The organism is Streptomyces malaysiensis subsp. malaysiensis, from assembly GCF_040653035.1.
GTDB lineage: Bacteria > Actinomycetota > Actinomycetes > Streptomycetales > Streptomycetaceae > Streptomyces > Streptomyces malaysiensis.
In genome coordinates this window covers 650,881-665,021 of sequence record NZ_JBEZNG010000001.1, presented here as the reverse complement: position 1 = coordinate 665,021, position 14,141 = coordinate 650,881, and the positions used below count along the sequence as shown (strand labels likewise).

18 protein-coding genes are annotated in these 14,141 nt (G+C 69.9%); 10 read left to right on the top strand and 8 right to left on the bottom strand.

What is annotated here, in order from left to right:
• Positions 1-148 precede the first annotated feature (148 nt).
• Positions 149-505 carry a WhiB family transcriptional regulator gene (locus tag AB0E24_RS02940; protein ID WP_020868722.1) on the top strand — a complete coding sequence of 119 codons (357 nt, stop codon included), beginning with the start codon at positions 149-151 and terminating at the stop codon, positions 503-505.
• 145 nt (positions 506-650) lie between these two features.
• Here the strand turns inward: AB0E24_RS02940 and glpX are convergent, their stop codons facing one another.
• Entirely contained in the window at positions 651-1,682 is a 1,032-nt protein-coding gene (glpX, locus tag AB0E24_RS02935; protein WP_020868721.1) for a class II fructose-bisphosphatase, read from the bottom strand.
• A 154-nt stretch (positions 1,683-1,836) separates the two neighbouring features.
• Between glpX and AB0E24_RS02930 the strand changes: the two genes are divergently transcribed.
• On the top strand, positions 1,837-2,376 hold the full coding sequence (locus AB0E24_RS02930) for a DUF4245 domain-containing protein (protein ID WP_079153007.1): 540 nt from the start codon (positions 1,837-1,839) through the stop codon (positions 2,374-2,376).
• A 70-nt stretch (positions 2,377-2,446) separates the two neighbouring features.
• On the opposite strand, the gene AB0E24_RS02925 is transcribed toward AB0E24_RS02930, so the two are convergent.
• The 3 genes from AB0E24_RS02925 to xseA all read right to left on the bottom strand — a co-directional run bounded on the left by AB0E24_RS02925 (position 2,447) and on the right by xseA (position 4,954).
• A complete protein-coding gene (locus AB0E24_RS02925; RefSeq protein ID WP_069864488.1) occupies positions 2,447-3,037 on the bottom strand; it encodes a malonic semialdehyde reductase in 591 nt (196 codons plus the stop codon).
• Between the two features lie 365 nt (positions 3,038-3,402).
• Entirely contained in the window at positions 3,403-3,723 is a 321-nt protein-coding gene (locus AB0E24_RS02920) for an exodeoxyribonuclease VII small subunit (protein WP_359374555.1), read from the bottom strand.
• 10 nt (positions 3,724-3,733) lie between these two features.
• Positions 3,734-4,954 carry an exodeoxyribonuclease VII large subunit gene (xseA, locus tag AB0E24_RS02915; protein WP_099017070.1) on the bottom strand — a complete coding sequence of 407 codons (1,221 nt, stop codon included), beginning with the start codon at positions 4,952-4,954 and terminating at the stop codon, positions 3,734-3,736.
• A gap of 61 nt (positions 4,955-5,015) precedes the next feature.
• Here xseA and AB0E24_RS02910 point away from each other — a divergent pair, with 61 nt between their 5' ends.
• On the top strand, positions 5,016-6,041 hold the full coding sequence (locus AB0E24_RS02910; protein ID WP_351386080.1) for a 4-hydroxy-3-methylbut-2-enyl diphosphate reductase: 1,026 nt from the start codon (positions 5,016-5,018) through the stop codon (positions 6,039-6,041).
• Positions 6,038-6,829 carry a polyphosphate--glucose phosphotransferase gene (gene ppgK, locus AB0E24_RS02905; RefSeq protein WP_359374553.1) on the top strand — a complete coding sequence of 264 codons (792 nt, stop codon included), beginning with the start codon at positions 6,038-6,040 and terminating at the stop codon, positions 6,827-6,829. The genes AB0E24_RS02910 and ppgK overlap by 4 nt, the downstream gene beginning before the upstream one ends.
• Here ppgK and AB0E24_RS02900 read toward each other — a convergent pair.
• The gene (locus tag AB0E24_RS02900; RefSeq protein WP_102937391.1) at positions 6,735-7,403 is read right to left on the bottom strand and encodes a DUF6542 domain-containing protein; all 669 of its coding nucleotides are present in this window, start codon (positions 7,401-7,403) and stop codon (positions 6,735-6,737) included. The two genes, ppgK and AB0E24_RS02900, sit on opposite strands and share 95 nt — an antisense overlap.
• Positions 7,404-7,600: 197 nt before the next feature.
• Here AB0E24_RS02900 and ychF point away from each other — a divergent pair, with 197 nt between their 5' ends.
• Entirely contained in the window at positions 7,601-8,689 is a 1,089-nt protein-coding gene (gene ychF / locus AB0E24_RS02895) for a redox-regulated ATPase YchF (RefSeq protein WP_079258815.1), read from the top strand.
• Positions 8,690-8,831: 142 nt separating this feature from the next.
• On the opposite strand, the gene AB0E24_RS02890 is transcribed toward ychF, so the two are convergent.
• Both AB0E24_RS02890 and AB0E24_RS02885 read right to left on the bottom strand, forming a co-directional pair.
• Entirely contained in the window at positions 8,832-9,281 is a 450-nt protein-coding gene (locus AB0E24_RS02890; RefSeq protein WP_079153058.1) for a GNAT family N-acetyltransferase, read from the bottom strand.
• A 1-nt stretch (position 9,282) separates the two neighbouring features.
• Entirely contained in the window at positions 9,283-10,461 is a 1,179-nt protein-coding gene (locus AB0E24_RS02885; protein WP_251770830.1) for a helix-turn-helix domain-containing protein, read from the bottom strand.
• A gap of 139 nt (positions 10,462-10,600) precedes the next feature.
• Here AB0E24_RS02885 and AB0E24_RS02880 point away from each other — a divergent pair, with 139 nt between their 5' ends.
• The 5 genes from AB0E24_RS02880 to AB0E24_RS02860 all read left to right on the top strand — a co-directional run bounded on the left by AB0E24_RS02880 (position 10,601) and on the right by AB0E24_RS02860 (position 12,939).
• The gene (locus AB0E24_RS02880) at positions 10,601-11,191 is read left to right on the top strand and encodes a hypothetical protein (protein WP_359374550.1); all 591 of its coding nucleotides are present in this window, start codon (positions 10,601-10,603) and stop codon (positions 11,189-11,191) included.
• Positions 11,191-11,607: a hypothetical protein gene (locus tag AB0E24_RS02875; protein WP_359374548.1), complete on the top strand. Its 417-nt coding sequence runs from the start codon at positions 11,191-11,193 to the stop codon at positions 11,605-11,607. Before AB0E24_RS02880 ends, AB0E24_RS02875 begins: the two co-directional genes overlap by 1 nt.
• On the top strand, positions 11,604-11,801 hold the full coding sequence (locus tag AB0E24_RS02870; RefSeq protein ID WP_359374547.1) for a hypothetical protein: 198 nt from the start codon (positions 11,604-11,606) through the stop codon (positions 11,799-11,801). The genes AB0E24_RS02875 and AB0E24_RS02870 overlap by 4 nt, the downstream gene beginning before the upstream one ends.
• Positions 11,802-11,997: 196 nt before the next feature.
• Positions 11,998-12,381, top strand: a complete 384-nt coding sequence (locus AB0E24_RS02865) for a hypothetical protein (RefSeq protein ID WP_232637594.1) — start codon at positions 11,998-12,000, stop codon at positions 12,379-12,381.
• A 24-nt stretch (positions 12,382-12,405) separates the two neighbouring features.
• Positions 12,406-12,939, top strand: coding sequence for a hypothetical protein (locus AB0E24_RS02860; protein WP_359374544.1), 534 nt, complete (start codon positions 12,406-12,408; stop codon positions 12,937-12,939).
• A gap of 132 nt (positions 12,940-13,071) precedes the next feature.
• Here the strand turns inward: AB0E24_RS02860 and AB0E24_RS02855 are convergent.
• Positions 13,072-14,141: serine hydrolase domain-containing protein (locus tag AB0E24_RS02855; protein WP_359374542.1), on the bottom strand; the 1,070-nt coding region annotated here is incomplete at its 5' end.

The window sequence follows — 14,141 nt, the reverse complement described above, 5'->3', positions numbered from 1 at the left end:
TCCGGGTGGGACAACGGTGTGCATAAGCACGCGCACAGCGGGTAAGGCTTGGTGCATCGTCTCTCGTACGGCTGATGGGGGTGCTAACGGGGCCGTACACCTCGAGGCGGGCAAGGGTGACCACCGGAGCCGTCGTCAGGAGTAGACCGTGCTGCAACCGCATCAGCCCCTGCTGGAAGCCGCCGTGCCCCCGCAGCGCGTCCCCGCGCGGGATCAAGCCGGCCCCTGGCACTCGGAGGCGGTGTGCCGACGGGACGAGGCGGGACTGTTCTTCGCTCCTTCCAAGGAGCCCACGGCTGCCAGGCTGTCGCGGGAGGAGGCCGCCAAGCGCGTCTGCGCACGCTGCCCGGTCATGGTCGAGTGCCGGGAGCACGCACTCCTCCAGCCCGAGCCGTACGGCGTATGGGGCGGGCTGACCGCGGCCGAGCGCCGGGTCGTGCTGGCCCGCCGCCGGCGCCGGGAGGCGGAGCTCCAGCGCGCGGTGCGGGTCGCCGCCGCGGGCTGAACTCTTCGGGACCTGGGCCGGGCGCCGCCGGGAGGCGGGACCCGGCCCTCGTCATGTGCGGTCCGCGTCATACGCCGCGGACGCGATCGGGTCGGCCGTTCGCTCAGCTCGGCCGTTCGACGTGCCGTTCGACGTGCCGTTCGGCTCAGCTGGGCCGTTCGAAGTCGACGGAGGCGTACGCGCGCAGCTTGGCCAGCCGGTGAGTGGAGTCGATCTGCCGGATGGTCCCGGACTTGGACCGCATGACCAGCGACTGGGTGGTGGCGGTCTCCGCGCGGTACCGCACCCCGCGCAGCAGATCGCCGTCGGTGATCCCGGTCGCGACGAAGAACACGTTGTCGCCGCTGACCAGGTCGTCGGTCTCCAGGACCTGGTCGAGGTCATGGCCCGCGTCGAGGGCGCGCTGCCGCTCCTCGTCGTCCTTCGGCCACAGCTTGGCCTGGATCGTGCCGCCGAGGCACTTGATCGCACAGGCGGCGATGATGCCCTCCGGCGTACCGCCGACGCCCAGCAGCAGATCCACACCGGTGCTCTCGCGAGCGGCCATGATCGCGCCGGCCACATCGCCGTCGGAGATGAACTTGATCCGGGCGCCCGCCTCCCGGATCTCCTTGACGATGCCCTCGTGGCGGGGGCGGTCGAGGACCACGACGGTGACGTCCTCGGGGCTGGACTTCTTGGCCTTGGCGATCCGGCGGATGTTCACGCCGGGGGGCGCGGTGATGTCGACGAACTCGGCGGCGTCGGGCCCGGTGACCAGCTTGTCCATGTAGAAGACGGCCGACGGGTCGAACATGGTGCCGCGTTCGGCGACCGCGAGTACGGAGACGGCGTTGGCCATGCCCTTCGCGGTGAGCGTGGTGCCGTCCACCGGGTCCACGGCCACATCGCACTCCGGGCCGGTGCCGTCGCCCACGCGCTCACCGTTGAAGAGCATCGGGGCCTCGTCCTTCTCCCCCTCTCCGATGACGACGACGCCGTTCATCGAGACGGTGTGCACGAGGGAGCGCATGGCCTTGACGGCGGCGCCGTCGGCGCCGTTCTTGTCGCCACGGCCCACCCAGCGGCCGGAGGCCATGGCACCCGCCTCGGTGACCCGGACGAGTTCCAGGGCGAGGTTGCGATCGGGAGCCTCGGGGCTGACCTCTAGCTGGGACGGGAGATGATGCTCGGTCATCGGAGCGCACCTTTCTGTACGACGACGGACCGGGGTGAGGGTGCTCATGACTTTATCCGCTGATTGGCTAAGTGAGCAGATAGCCCCACGCATGAGCGCGGCCCTGTTGTGAGGTCCGGCGACCGGATGAGGGACGATAGGGGGCGTGGCAGGTATGCGTGGCAAAGAGACGGTCCGGGACATGGTGCTGTCGCTGGCGGCGATCGGCGTCGTCGCGGCGGCCATCTACCTCTTCGGTATCCCGCACGACGAGGGCGCCAAGGGCGCCGGGGTGAAGACGGTGGACTACCGGGTGGAGCTGGACACGGCCCGCCGCGCCGCCCCGTACCCGGTGGCCGCCCCCGAGCCCGGAAGCCTGCCCGAGGGCTGGCGCGCCACCTCGGTGACCTACCGCCCGGCCGCCGCCGAGGACGGCGCGGTCTGGCACCTGGGCTTCCTCGACCAGGATCAGGAGTACGTCGCGGTCGAGCAGAGCGACGGCAAGCCGGTGCCGTTCGTGGAGGAGGTCACCCAGCAGGCGCGGGAGACCAAGCGGACGGAGCGGATCGACGGCAAGGAGTGGACCCGCTACGAGGGCGACAAGTACGACGCGCTGGTGCGCAAGGAGCCGGGCGTGACCACGGTGGTCACCGGGACGGCGGGGCACGGACAGCTGACGAAGATGGCCGCCGCGCTCACCGAGAAGAAGGGCTGAGCGCGACGGCCGGGGGCGCGGCCCGGACTTCCCGTCCGGGCCGAGGGCCCGTGGTTGATCGGGCGTTCGATCAAACCGTGGTGATGACCTCGTCGTAGTCCAGGCGCGGGCCACGGGGGAACCAGGCGTCCTCGCCCGGCTTGCCGATGTTGATGACCATCAGCGGGGTGTGGTCCTCGTCCAGGAACTCCTTCTGGATCCCGGCCGGGTCGAAACCGGTCATCGGGCCCGCGGCGAGACCGGCGGCGCGGATGCCCAGGATGAAGTAACCGGCCTGGAGCGAGGCATTGAGGGCCGCGGCCTGCTCACGGGCGGCGCGCTCGCCGAAGAAGACGTCCTTGGCCTGCGGGAAGTGCGGGAAGAGCGCGGGCAGCTCCTCGTGGAACTCGTTGTCCGCGGCGAGGATCGCGACCAGCGGGGCGGTGGAGGTCTTGGGCTGGTTGCCCTCGGCCATGTGCTGGACCAGACGCTCACGGGCCTCGGGCGAGCGGACCAGCACGATACGCAGCGGCGACTGGTTGAACGCGGTCGGCGCGTACTTGATCAGGTCGTAGATGGCCTGAACCTGCTCCTCGGACACCGGCTCATCGGTGAAGGTGTTGGCGGTACGGGCCTCGCGGAAGAGCAGGTCCTGGGCGGTGGGGTCAAGGACGAGTGCCATGGAAGAAACCTCTGCATAAGCGCGGATATCGCTGACGGGAAACCACTCTACGACGCTTAGATTAATGTTCAACTAAAATGTTGGCGCAGTGCGCGGAAGGTGCTCCGAATCACACATTGCGCCCCGCGTAGGCGCTCCGCTGGAAGTGCGCTGAGCTGCCGCTGATCGTCCGTGGCGCGGCGCCGTCATGGCCGGTCGTTCCCACGCCCCGCGCCCCGTTGGGGCGGGCGCCTTCGAACCGCAGCCGCCTTCCGCCGATCCGCCGAGAGCGGGCGCGGCTGATCAGGTGCGGCGGGTCGCCCGCTCCGGTCTCGGCGCATGGAGCGCCAGCGTGGCCGCCCGACGGCGCACGGAGCGTCGCGCGGTCAGCCCTCCCCGGCGCTTTCCGCATCCTCGGCGCCTTCGGCGCCATCGGCGCCATCCGCCAGCGCCGCGTCCAGCCGCGCCCGCGCGCCCTCGAGCCAGCGGCGGCAGACCTTCGCCAGCTCCTCGCCCCGCTCCCACAGCGCGAGCGACTCCTCCAGGCTGGTGCCGCCCGCCTCCAGCCGGCGGACCACCTCGACCAGCTCGTCCCGCGCCTGCTCATAGCCGAGCGTGGCCTCCGGGCCAGCGGTCCGCCCGGCCTGCCCGTCCGTCTGCTGCTCGTCCGTCTGCTGCTCGTCCGTCTGCCCCTGCATCTTCGACATATCGCTCACCCTATTCAGCGGGTCCGACAGCGACCCGCACCTGGAACTCGCCCTCGGAGACCCGCGCCCGCAGCTCCTCGCCCTCCGCGACCTCGTCGGCCGCCCGCACCACCGAGCCGTCGGGGTGCTGGAGCACCGCATAGCCGCGCCGCAGGGTCGCGGCGGGGGAGAGGGCCACCACCCGTGCGTGGGTGTGGGTCAGCTCGGAGTCGGCCCGGTCCAGCAGATGGCCGAGGCAGCGGCGGGCGCGCTCCAGCACCGCCGTGATCCGCTCCTCGCGCTCGTCCACCATCCGGTACGGCTCCCGCATGCACGGCCGGGCCAGGGCGGCGGCCAGCCCCCGCTCCTCCCGGTCCAGCAGCCCGTGCACACTGCGCAGCGCGCGCTCCCGCAGCTGCTGGACGCGCATCAGCTCCTCGCCCACATCCGGCACGATCTTCTTCGCCGCGTCGGTGGGCGTGGAGGCGCGCAGATCGGCGACCAGGTCGAGCAGCGGGGAGTCCGGCTCATGGCCGATCGCGGAGACCACCGGCGTACGGCACGCCGCCACCGCCCGCACCAGCTGCTCGTCCGAGAACGGCAGCAGATCCTCCACACTGCCGCCGCCGCGCGCCACCACGATCACATCCACGTCCGGCAGCGCGTCGAGCTCCTTGACCGCCTCGATCACCTGCGGCACCGCGTGCACCCCCTGCACGGCCACATTGCGGACCTCGAAGCGGACGGCGGGCCAGCGCAGCCGCGCGTTCTCCAGCACATCGCGCTCGGCGGCCGAGGCGCGCCCGCAGACCAGCCCTATCAGCTGCGGCAGAAACGGCAGCGGCTTCTTGCGGTCGGCCGCGAACAGCCCCTCCGCCGCCAGCGCCTTCTTCAGCTGCTCCAGCCGCGCGAGCAACTCGCCCACCCCGACCGGGCGGATCTCGGCGGCCCGCAGGGACAGCTGGCCCCGCGGTGCGTACCACTCCGGTTTGGCGTGGACCACGACCCGCGCGCCCTCGGTGACCGTGTCCGCGATCTTGTCGAAGACGGCGCGGAAGCAGGTGACGGTCAGCGAGATGTCGTAACTGGGGTCGCGCAGGGTCAGGAACACCACACCGGCGCCGGGGCGCCGGGACAGCTGGGTGATCTGCCCCTCGACCCACACCGCGCCGAGCCGGTCGATCCAGCCCCCGATCAACCGGGACACCTCGCCGACCGGAATCGGCGCCTCCGCGGACGTGTTGACAGCCATGACCGCGAGGGTATCGGCCATCACCGACAGACCCTTGGGCCATCGCCCCTACCATGGGCACATGACTGCAACCTCCGCCCGCCGAGTCCTGCTCGCGGCCCCCCGTGGCTACTGTGCCGGTGTCGACCGTGCCGTGATCGCCGTCGAGAAGGCCCTCGAGCAATACGGCGCGCCGATCTATGTGCGCAAGGAGATCGTCCACAACAAGTACGTCGTCCAGACCCTGGAGAAGAAGGGCGCCATCTTCGTCGACGAGACGGAGGAGGTGCCCGAGGGCTCCATCGTGATCTTCTCGGCGCACGGTGTCGCGCCGGTGGTCCACGAGGAGGCGGCGGAGCGCAAGCTGGCCACCATCGACGCCACCTGTCCCCTGGTCACCAAGGTCCACAAGGAAGCAGTCCGGTTCGCCAAGGAGGACTACGACATCCTCCTGATCGGCCACGAAGGCCATGAGGAAGTCATCGGGACCAGCGGAGAGGCCCCGGAGCACATCACCCTGGTCGACGGCCCCGGCGATGTGGAGAACGTCAGGGTCCGCGACGAGTCCAAGGTCGTCTGGCTCTCCCAGACCACCCTCTCGGTCGACGAGACCATGGAGACCGTGGACGCGCTCAAGGAGCGCTTCCCGGAGCTCATCAGCCCGCCCAGCGACGACATCTGCTACGCCACCCAGAACCGTCAGATCGCCATCAAGCAGGTGGCCGCCGAGTCCGACCTGGTCATCGTGGTCGGCTCCAAGAACTCCTCCAACTCGGTGCGGCTGGTGGAGGTCGCGCTCGGCGCGGGCGCCAAGGCGGGCCATCTGGTCGACTACGCGAGCGAGATCGACGAGGCGTGGCTGGCGGGCGTCACCACGGTCGGGGTGACCTCGGGCGCCTCGGTTCCGGACGTGCTCGTCGAGGGCGTTCTGGAGTGGCTGGCCGAGCGCGGCTTCGGCGATGTCGAGGTCGTCCAGCCCATGCAGGAGTCCCTGACCTTCTCCCTCCCCAAGGAGCTGCGCCGGGATCTGCGCGCCGAGGCCGCCGCGGCGGCCGACCGGCCGGAGGCACCGGCGGCCGCGGGTCGGCAGGAGGGGTCCCGGCGGTGACATACGGCCAGGGGGCCACGGGGGCGTCCGCCGCGACCGTGTTCGGCATCGACATCGGCGGTTCGGGCATCAAGGGCGCCCCGGTGGACCTGCACCGGGGCGAGCTCGCGGAGGAGCGCCACAAGGTGCTCACCCCGCATCCGTCCACGCCGAGCGCGGTTCTGGACGGTGTGGTGGAGGTCGTCGGGCACTTCGACTGGCCCGGGCGGCCGGTCGGGGTGACCTTCCCGGGCGTGGTGAAGAGCGGTGTCACCCTTACCGCCGCGAATGTCGACAAGAGCTGGATCGGCACCGATCTGGCGGCCCGGCTCGGCGAGCGGCTGGGCTGCCCGGTCACGGTGCTGAACGACGCGGACGCGGCCGGGGTCGCGGAGGTGACGTTCGGCGCGGCCCGCGGCGCCAAGGGCACCGTGATCGTCCTCACCCTCGGCACCGGCATCGGCAGCGCGGTCTTCACCGACGGACATCTGCTGACCAACACCGAGCTGGGCCATCTGGAGCTGGACGGCCACGAGGCGGAGAAGCGGGCCTCGACCAAGGTCAAGGACGACCATGAGCTCAGCTGGTCGCACTGGGCGCGCCGGGTGGAGAAGTACCTCCATCACCTGGAGATGCTCTTCTCCCCGGAGCTCTTCGTGCTGGGCGGCGGGGTGAGCCGTAAGGCGGACAAGTTCGTGCCGCTGATCGAGGGCGTCAGGGCCGAGATCGTGCCTGCGCAGCTGAAGAATAATGCGGGGATCGTGGGTGCCGCGATGGCCGCGGCCGCTGCTGCCGGCGACGTCGGGTGACCAGCACGGCCCGCCGTACGAGCACGATCACCACGGCCAGCAGCGTGCCCGCGTAGAGCCAGCCGGCCTGGAGCGACAGTGCGGTGAACACCCCCACCGCCTGTCCGCTGAACCCCGCCGACCCCTCGTTGATCGGCAGCAGCCCGACCGTGTAGGCGAGCGGCGCCGTCACCGGCGCCGCGAGCAGGTCGGCGGGGCGCACCCACAGTCCGCAGGCCGCGCAGGCCGGCAGGAAGAGCACGCTGTAGACGGTGGGGGAGCCGGAGAACAGCAGCGCGTCCAGGCAGCCGATGGTGAGCATCATGAGCGTGGTCAGCAGCCCCGCGCCCAGCCCGGTCAGCCGGGGACCCGGGACGGACAGCCCGCGGACCCGCCGTAAGACGGCGGGCAGCGCCGCGGCCGGGCCGGACGGCCCCGTCCGGCGCACCGCGGGCCGGGGGCCCCGGACCGCGCCGCCGGGCCGCGCGCGCCCCTGATCGGTACTCCTGCCCCGGCCCGGATAGGTGTCGTCCGCGGCCAGGCGGGGCGGCGGGGCCGCGGCGCGGCGCGGCGTACGCGTGCTGTAATGCTCCACCCGCCCAACGCTAGGCCGCCGGAGGGCGAGAATCCGGTCTTGGACACGCCCTTCGCAGGACCTTGGCAGTGTGTTCGACCGATTGTCAGCCCGGCCGGGTGATCGGGGACGGCCCCGTAGACTGGTGGACCGGCCCCACAGGGGCCCGTCCTCTGTCCTCACATCCCCGCTACGGGAAGTTACGGGAAGTCGCCAACGTGTCGCTCACGATCGGAATCGTCGGTCTGCCGAATGTCGGTAAGTCGACCCTGTTCAACGCCCTGACCAAGAACGACGTGCTGGCGGCCAACTACCCGTTCGCCACCATCGAGCCCAACGTCGGCGTGGTCGGCGTCCCCGACCCCCGCCTCGACAAGCTCGCCGAGATCTTCGGCTCGGCCCGCAAGCTGCCCGCCACCGTCGACTTCGTCGACATCGCGGGCATCGTCAAGGGCGCCTCCGAGGGCGAGGGCCTGGGCAACAAGTTCCTGGCGAACATCCGTGAGTCGGACGCCATCTGCCAGGTCATCCGCGCCTTCAAGGATGAGAACGTCGTCCATGTCGACGGCAAGATCTCGCCGAAGAGCGACATCGAGACCATCAACACCGAGCTGATCCTCGCCGACCTCCAGACCATCGAGAAGGTGCTGCCGCGCCTGGTCAAGGAGTCCCGGATCAAGAAGGACAAGCAGCCCCAGGTCAAGGCCGTCGAGGAGGCCAAGGCCATCCTCGACGAGGGCCGCACCCTCTTCTCCGCCGGCATCGTCCAGGGCAGCGAGCGCGCCGCCCTCCTCCACGAGCTGCACCTGCTCACCACCAAGCCCTTCCTCTACGTCTTCAACGTCGACGAGGAGGAGCTCACCGACGACTCCTTCAAGGCCGAGCAGCGCGCCCTCGTCGCCCCCGCCGAGGCGATCTTCCTCAACGCCAAGCTGGAGGCCGACCTCGCCGAACTGGACGACGAGGAGGCCCTCGAACTCCTCCAGTCCGTAGGCCAGGACGAACCCGGCCTCGCCACCCTCGCCCACGTGGGCTTCGACACCCTGGGCCTCCAGACCTACCTCACCGCGGGCCCCAAGGAGTCCCGGGCCTGGACCATCAAGAAGGGCGCCACGGCCCCGGAGGCGGCCGGTGTAATCCACACCGACTTCCAGAAGGGCTTCATCAAGGCCGAGGTCATCTCCTTCGCCGACCTCGTCGCCACCGGCTCGGTCCCCGAAGCCCGCGCGGCGGGCAAGGCCCGCATGGAGGGCAAGGACTATGTGATGCAGGACGGGGATGTGGTGGAGTTCCGCTTCAACGTCTAGCGGCCGCCAATGCGCAGGTCAAGCGGGGTCGGCCCCCACCGGGGCCGACCCCGTTGCCGGCTGGCAGTCCCGAAGATCGATGAGTCTGTCAGGGATTTCCGTGGCCGGGTCATAAGCCGCACATCCTGGGCCGGAGGCGTCCCTACTTCCGAAGGCGATACATCACCTTGCCGTCATGCGGCTCCACACCCAGCGCCGCGTAGAACGCCAGGGCCGGAGGGTTATCGCTATCGGCGGTCCACTCCACACGCGAGCACCCCGCCTCAGCGGCCGCCTCGCGCAGCGCAGCCATCAGTGCGCCTGCCACACCACGGCGCCGGGCTGAGGCGCGGACGTACAACTCCTTGAGGTACAGGCTGGTGTCAGCTCCAGCTGCTGGCCAAAGGAAGGAGTACGACGCCATGCCGACTACCCGAGCGTCCTCGTCCCGGGCCAGCAGCACGGTTGCCGCTGGACGATCGCCGAACAGTGCGCCGCGAATCTGGTCGAGGTCGCCCGGCACATTCTGACCGCCGTAGTACTCCTCGATCTCCCCGAGTATCTCGGAGATCACGCTTGCGTCGGTTGCTGTCGCCCGATCGATCGTCACCATGTCAGCCCTCCACATCACCAGGGGGCAGTGCCAGCACCTTGCGCAGCACCCGCATCTCCGGCAGCGTCTGCCGTGCCCGAGGCACACTAGCCGTCAGCTCTTCGGCGCGGTACATGATCAGAGCGCTTCGGTGCTGGACGGGAAGGGCCACGATCGTCCGCGTGGCTTGGTCTGCCGCTTCGGCTGGTTGGCCGTCGGCCAGCAGGCATAGGGCTTGGTCGAGCTGGATCAGAGCGCGGTCGGTGTGGTCGTCGGTGGGGTAGAGCTCCAACGCCCGCTCGTGCTCATCGCGGGCGCGAGCAGTCTGGCCAAGGTGTGTGCAGGCGTTACCAGCGTGGAACGCCAGCTGGGCCTCGGAGTAGCCGAACGCGCTGCCGATTCGGTCGACCGCGTCGAGCCGCTCCAGTGCCACCTCGGCACGGCGGAGAGCGTCGGCTGTCGCGTCGGCGCGCTGGTGTATCGCATGGGCGCGAGCCTCCAAGGGGGCTGCGAGCGCATCGCCGACGCACGGCAGCCCTCCGGCAAGCTGCTGCGCGCGAGCGGCGCACTCGATGGCTCCTGGAACGTCGCCGCTGTAGTACAGCTGGTAGGACTCGTGTGCGTAGATCCACGACAAGGTAGCCCGGTCTTCGGCTGCTGCGGCTGCTGCCCGTCCGGTGCGCCACCAGCTACGTGCCGACGGCTCCCCGAGTTTCAGCAGAGTGAGCGCCATCAACCCGGCCATTTGCGCTGTTGCGATGGTGAGGGCGCGTCGTATCGGGGCGGCATGACGGTGGGAGAGCAGGAGTCGCAGGTCTGAGAAGTCGCTGATCAATTCGGGCAGATGCTCGGCCTCTGGCCGGTAGCGGGTGGCTCGGCCATGGCGGGCGATCGTGTACGCCCACTCCTCCAAGGCGGCGTCAGTCATGGGCCCGGCTGCGAAAGCCTCGTACAGGCCGCGTTGGAGTGCATCTGCCTGTTCTAGGGGCGAAGTGCCCGGCCGGATGGAGGCCAGCGCGACGAGTTCGCCACCGGCATCGAGCGCGGCGTCGAGTGCTTCTGCAATCTCCGGAGTGGGGAACTTCTTCCCTCTTTCGAGGTCGGAGACGTGGCTCTTGCCGCAGTTGGCGAGCTGAGCAACGTCGCGTACGGAACGGCTGCCGCGTAGCCGACGTAGGGCCTGGCCGAAGGTCTCGTGCATGTGCGCGCTCCGTGTCCGCAGTGTCCGCAGCGGTGCGGACAGCGGCGGACACTCAACTCCTGTGCGTGAGCATCCGTGTCGGAAACGCTACCTGCAACGCGCGCTGCGGCGCGGGGGAACAGTCTGTTCAGGGAGCGTCATGACGACCAATGCCACATTGTGGACACCGCCAAACAGCCGGGGCGTTGAAGCGTTACCGGTCAGCGAATGGTGGGATGCCGTACGGGCGGCCCCGGCCATCGGCGAACACGCCCTCGGCCTGCTCGGCGACGAGAGCGGCGCCGTGATCCAGGACGAGCACGGCAGTCTCTACTGGCTCGTCAAGGTGGGCTCCGCGACGAGCTGGCATCTGCGGGAGGTCAGGGTCCTCGCCGAGTTGACCGACGAGAGTACGTACCTCGGTGTGCCGCCCGCCTCGTGGACGACTGGCCCCAAGACCCATTGGCGCGTGGCGCTCTCGGTCGACCGCTGCCTGACCGACGCCTGGCGCCTGTGGGGGGCACTGGCCGAGGCCGACCGCGCTGTGCTCGGCCCGGTCCCGCAGGGCCGCCAGACCTGCTACCGCTGCGAACTGCCCACCGACGAACCGGTCATCGTTGATATCGAGCACGGGGGGAGCGGCGCCGGCCGCACCGTCTACGCCTGCCCGCCCCATGCCCGCCTCTACCAGCGTGACCCGGTCACCGAAGCCGCTGCCATGCGCCGCGCTCTCGACCAGGGCAGGTCCTGATGACGACCCCCGAGCAGGCACCGGTCTCGGCCCTGGTGGACCCGGACACGCTCACCTACGCCCAGACCGGCGGCTGGGACTGCGTCCTGTGCGGCCTGCGCCTGATCGACGCGCCCAGTCGGCCGCTGGGGACCGTGACCGTCGAGCGCGGCTCTGCCCGCGTGGTCTGCGAGGTGTGGGCCTGCGCCCCCACCTGCGGCGCCGCCCCCGCCCCGCAGGACACCTCGGAACCGGGCCACGCCGGGGCGGCCACCTCCACCGACCCGGCCACCGAGACCGAATGGCGCGCCGCCATCGAGCACGCCGCAGGCTGCCCGGCCTGCCGGATACCGGGCGCCGGATGCGAGACCGGCGAGCAGCTGCTCCACGCCTACGAGAAGGCCATCCGGAAGGCCCGAGCGGAGGAGATCGCGTGACGTCGGGGACCGCGGCGAGCAGCAGGCCCATCCGGGCGGCGCGGAAAGCGAGCAGTCCGGCCCTGGCGGCGGCCGGGTGCCGACGGTGCCGCCAGGACCCGGACGACGGCGACACCATGCCGGACACCGACACCCCCTCACCGAGCGGTGGGACGCCCGGCGACTCGGACGACGGCCGCCAGTACGCGAAATAGGCGACGCCTGGTGCCGTAGATAAGCGGCGGCCCTCCCCGGCTGGATCCCACCCGGCCGGGGCGGGCCGCTCCCACTACGCAGGAGGTACCCCGGATGACTGCTCCGCCCCCGCCCATGCCGGCTCACTGGCACTGCTACCGCTGGACTGGAGAGCGCCGCGCCCTCGATGAAGAATCTGCCCGGCGGCCTCCGCACATGGTGGTGCGGGACATCTCGGCCCAGGAGTGGAAGCAGATCGCGGCGGCCAGCCCCGCGTTCATGGCGAGCGACATGCCGCCGTTGGAGGTACCGCACTGGCTGCTCCGACCGGCCAGAATGATCAAGGCCACCTTCGCGGCGCCCGACAAGGCTGCCGCCTGGTACAGAGACCAGGTGAGCGAGTTGAGCCCGTCGTTCACGGCTGATCACGACAAGGACCCCTCGCGGCAGGCCGAGTGGTTCGCGGCCGCGGACAGCCGACTCCGCTGGGGCGGGGATGTCGTCGGCGGCTGGTACCTGCGAGGTACCCGATTCGCCTCGGTCCAGGTGGTCGCGTGCGCGAACCGCATTCGCCCGACGATCCCGTGCCCGATGCACTGACGGTTGCGTGAGGAAGGACATCGCATGAGCCGGGTCGCGCTCGCCACCCTCCTGCCCAAGCAGCCGATCGCATTGAGGCGCGCTGACGAGCATTGGAACGCCGTCGCGGTACCAACCACCTGGAGCCGTCTTGTCCTTGCCAACCTGGCCGGCCGTAACGGGGCTGTCTTCGAGGACACGAGGTTCCGCCACCTGGTGTGGGTCATCCCGTCTGGTGGGGCCGACGACTGGCCCGAGGCCCATGGGATGGGCGTGATCGTGTACCGCACTGGGGAACAGCTGGCCGTCCCCGGACTGGGCGGTTTTCATGGCTCCCACTGGCTGCGCACGCCATCGGGACAGCTCCTCTTCACCGATCCGGACGAGCTGCGCACGGCCGTGGAGAACGTTGCCGGACCGCTGGCCGACGCCGAGCGGTTGGGGCCCATGGTGGTGTGCTGCTACTGCGACACCCCGACACGGGACTCCAAGATCGTCGATACCTGGACGTCCCCGTGCGATGGCAGTGTTCACAACACCTATGCCTGCCGTGGGTGTGACTCCGCCCGGGGCCGGTGACGGCCGGGGCAGGTCCGCGCCGAGGTGGCCGCGGCGGAGCACCGCGATCTGGCCACCTCGGAAGCCAGGACCGGTAGCCCGCGTGGGCGGGTTTCCCATCGACGTCAGGGTCGGGCCGCGGCCTGCATGCGCCTACGACCGCGCGGCGCAGAAGGCGTCGCCCATGGCCTGATAAGTGTCGGTCTGTCCCTTGGTGGGGGACAGTAGGTGGTATTCGTTGTTCGCGTGGATGACCTGTGTGCTGCCGTCGTCGCTGATCAGCCATTCGCTGAAGTAGCCGAGCACGGCACCGTTGTGCCCCCAGGCCCACGTGCCGCAGGGCGTCTTCATGTGGGCGATGCCCAGCCCCCAGGTCTTGTCCGCACTTCCCGTCGGCACCGTGGTCTTGAGTTCTTTGAGCTGCTCCGGGGCGAGGAGCTTGCCGGTCATGAGTGCCCGCTGGAACGTGGCCATGTCGTCCAGGGTGGAGATGATGGCCCCGGCGGTGCCGCCGATCTGCACGTTGGAGTTGGTGACGTCACGCGTGACGATGTTGAGCGGGTGCACGTAACCGTGCAGGTAGTTCCCCGATATGGAGGAATCGGTGGGGAAATTCGTGTCGTTCAGGTTGAGCGGCTCGATGATGCGCTTCTGGATCTCGTCACGGGGTTCGTTGCCGGTGACTGCCTTGATCACCATGCCGGCCAGGACGTAGTTGGTGTTCGCGTAGCCGAATTTCTCACCTGGTGCGGACTGCGGTGCGTGCTGGCGCAGGGCGATGTTCACCAGCTGCTGCGGCGCCCACGCCTTGTCGGGATCGGTGTTGAGGAAGTAGTCGCTTTGGACCCCGAGGTCAGTGAAGTAATCGGGCAGGCTGGAGGTGTGGTTGAGCAGTTCGCGGATGGTGATCTTCGAGCCGTCGTAGCCGTTGGCGTTGACCGCGTCCGGCAGCCACTTGGCGACCGAGTCGTCCAGCGACAGCTTCCCCTCACCCTCCAACTGGAGAAGCACGGTGGCCGTGAGGACCTTGGTGTTGCTGCCGATCCGGAACTTCGCCTTCGGGTCGGCGTCCGTCTTGGTGCTGACGTTCCCCACGCCCGCGTGCACGTAGTCCGTGGAGTCGCCGCTGCGGATCAGGCCGATCACACCTGGATATCCGTCGGAGACGCCTTTCTCGGCACCGGCCTGGAGGATGCTGGACGGCGTCTCGTCGTCGGCCTGCG

What these genes read in the sequence shown, in the direction of transcription:
- glpX (WP_020868721.1), bottom strand. Translation starts at nt 1,682, where the DNA reads ATGACCGAGCATCATCTCCCGTCCCAGCTAGAGGTCAGCCCCGAGGCT.
- AB0E24_RS02925 (WP_069864488.1), bottom strand. Translation starts at nt 3,037, where the DNA reads ATGGCACTCGTCCTTGACCCCACCGCCCAGGACCTGCTCTTCCGCGAG.
- xseA (WP_099017070.1), bottom strand. Translation starts at nt 4,954, where the DNA reads ATGGCTGTCAACACGTCCGCGGAGGCGCCGATTCCGGTCGGCGAGGTG.
- AB0E24_RS02885 (WP_251770830.1), bottom strand. Translation starts at nt 10,461, where the DNA reads ATGCACGAGACCTTCGGCCAGGCCCTACGTCGGCTACGCGGCAGCCGT.
- AB0E24_RS02860 (WP_359374544.1), top strand. Translation starts at nt 12,406, where the DNA reads ATGAGCCGGGTCGCGCTCGCCACCCTCCTGCCCAAGCAGCCGATCGCA.
- AB0E24_RS02930 (WP_079153007.1), top strand. Translation starts at nt 1,837, where the DNA reads ATGCGTGGCAAAGAGACGGTCCGGGACATGGTGCTGTCGCTGGCGGCG.
- AB0E24_RS02920 (WP_359374555.1), bottom strand. Translation starts at nt 3,723, where the DNA reads ATGTCGAAGATGCAGGGGCAGACGGACGAGCAGCAGACGGACGAGCAG.
- AB0E24_RS02865 (WP_232637594.1), top strand. Translation starts at nt 11,998, where the DNA reads ATGGTGGTGCGGGACATCTCGGCCCAGGAGTGGAAGCAGATCGCGGCG.
- AB0E24_RS02910 (WP_351386080.1), top strand. Translation starts at nt 5,016, where the DNA reads ATGACTGCAACCTCCGCCCGCCGAGTCCTGCTCGCGGCCCCCCGTGGC.
- AB0E24_RS02890 (WP_079153058.1), bottom strand. Translation starts at nt 9,281, where the DNA reads ATGGTGACGATCGATCGGGCGACAGCAACCGACGCAAGCGTGATCTCC.
- AB0E24_RS02875 (WP_359374548.1), top strand. Translation starts at nt 11,191, where the DNA reads ATGACGACCCCCGAGCAGGCACCGGTCTCGGCCCTGGTGGACCCGGAC.
- AB0E24_RS02880 (WP_359374550.1), top strand. Translation starts at nt 10,601, where the DNA reads ATGACGACCAATGCCACATTGTGGACACCGCCAAACAGCCGGGGCGTT.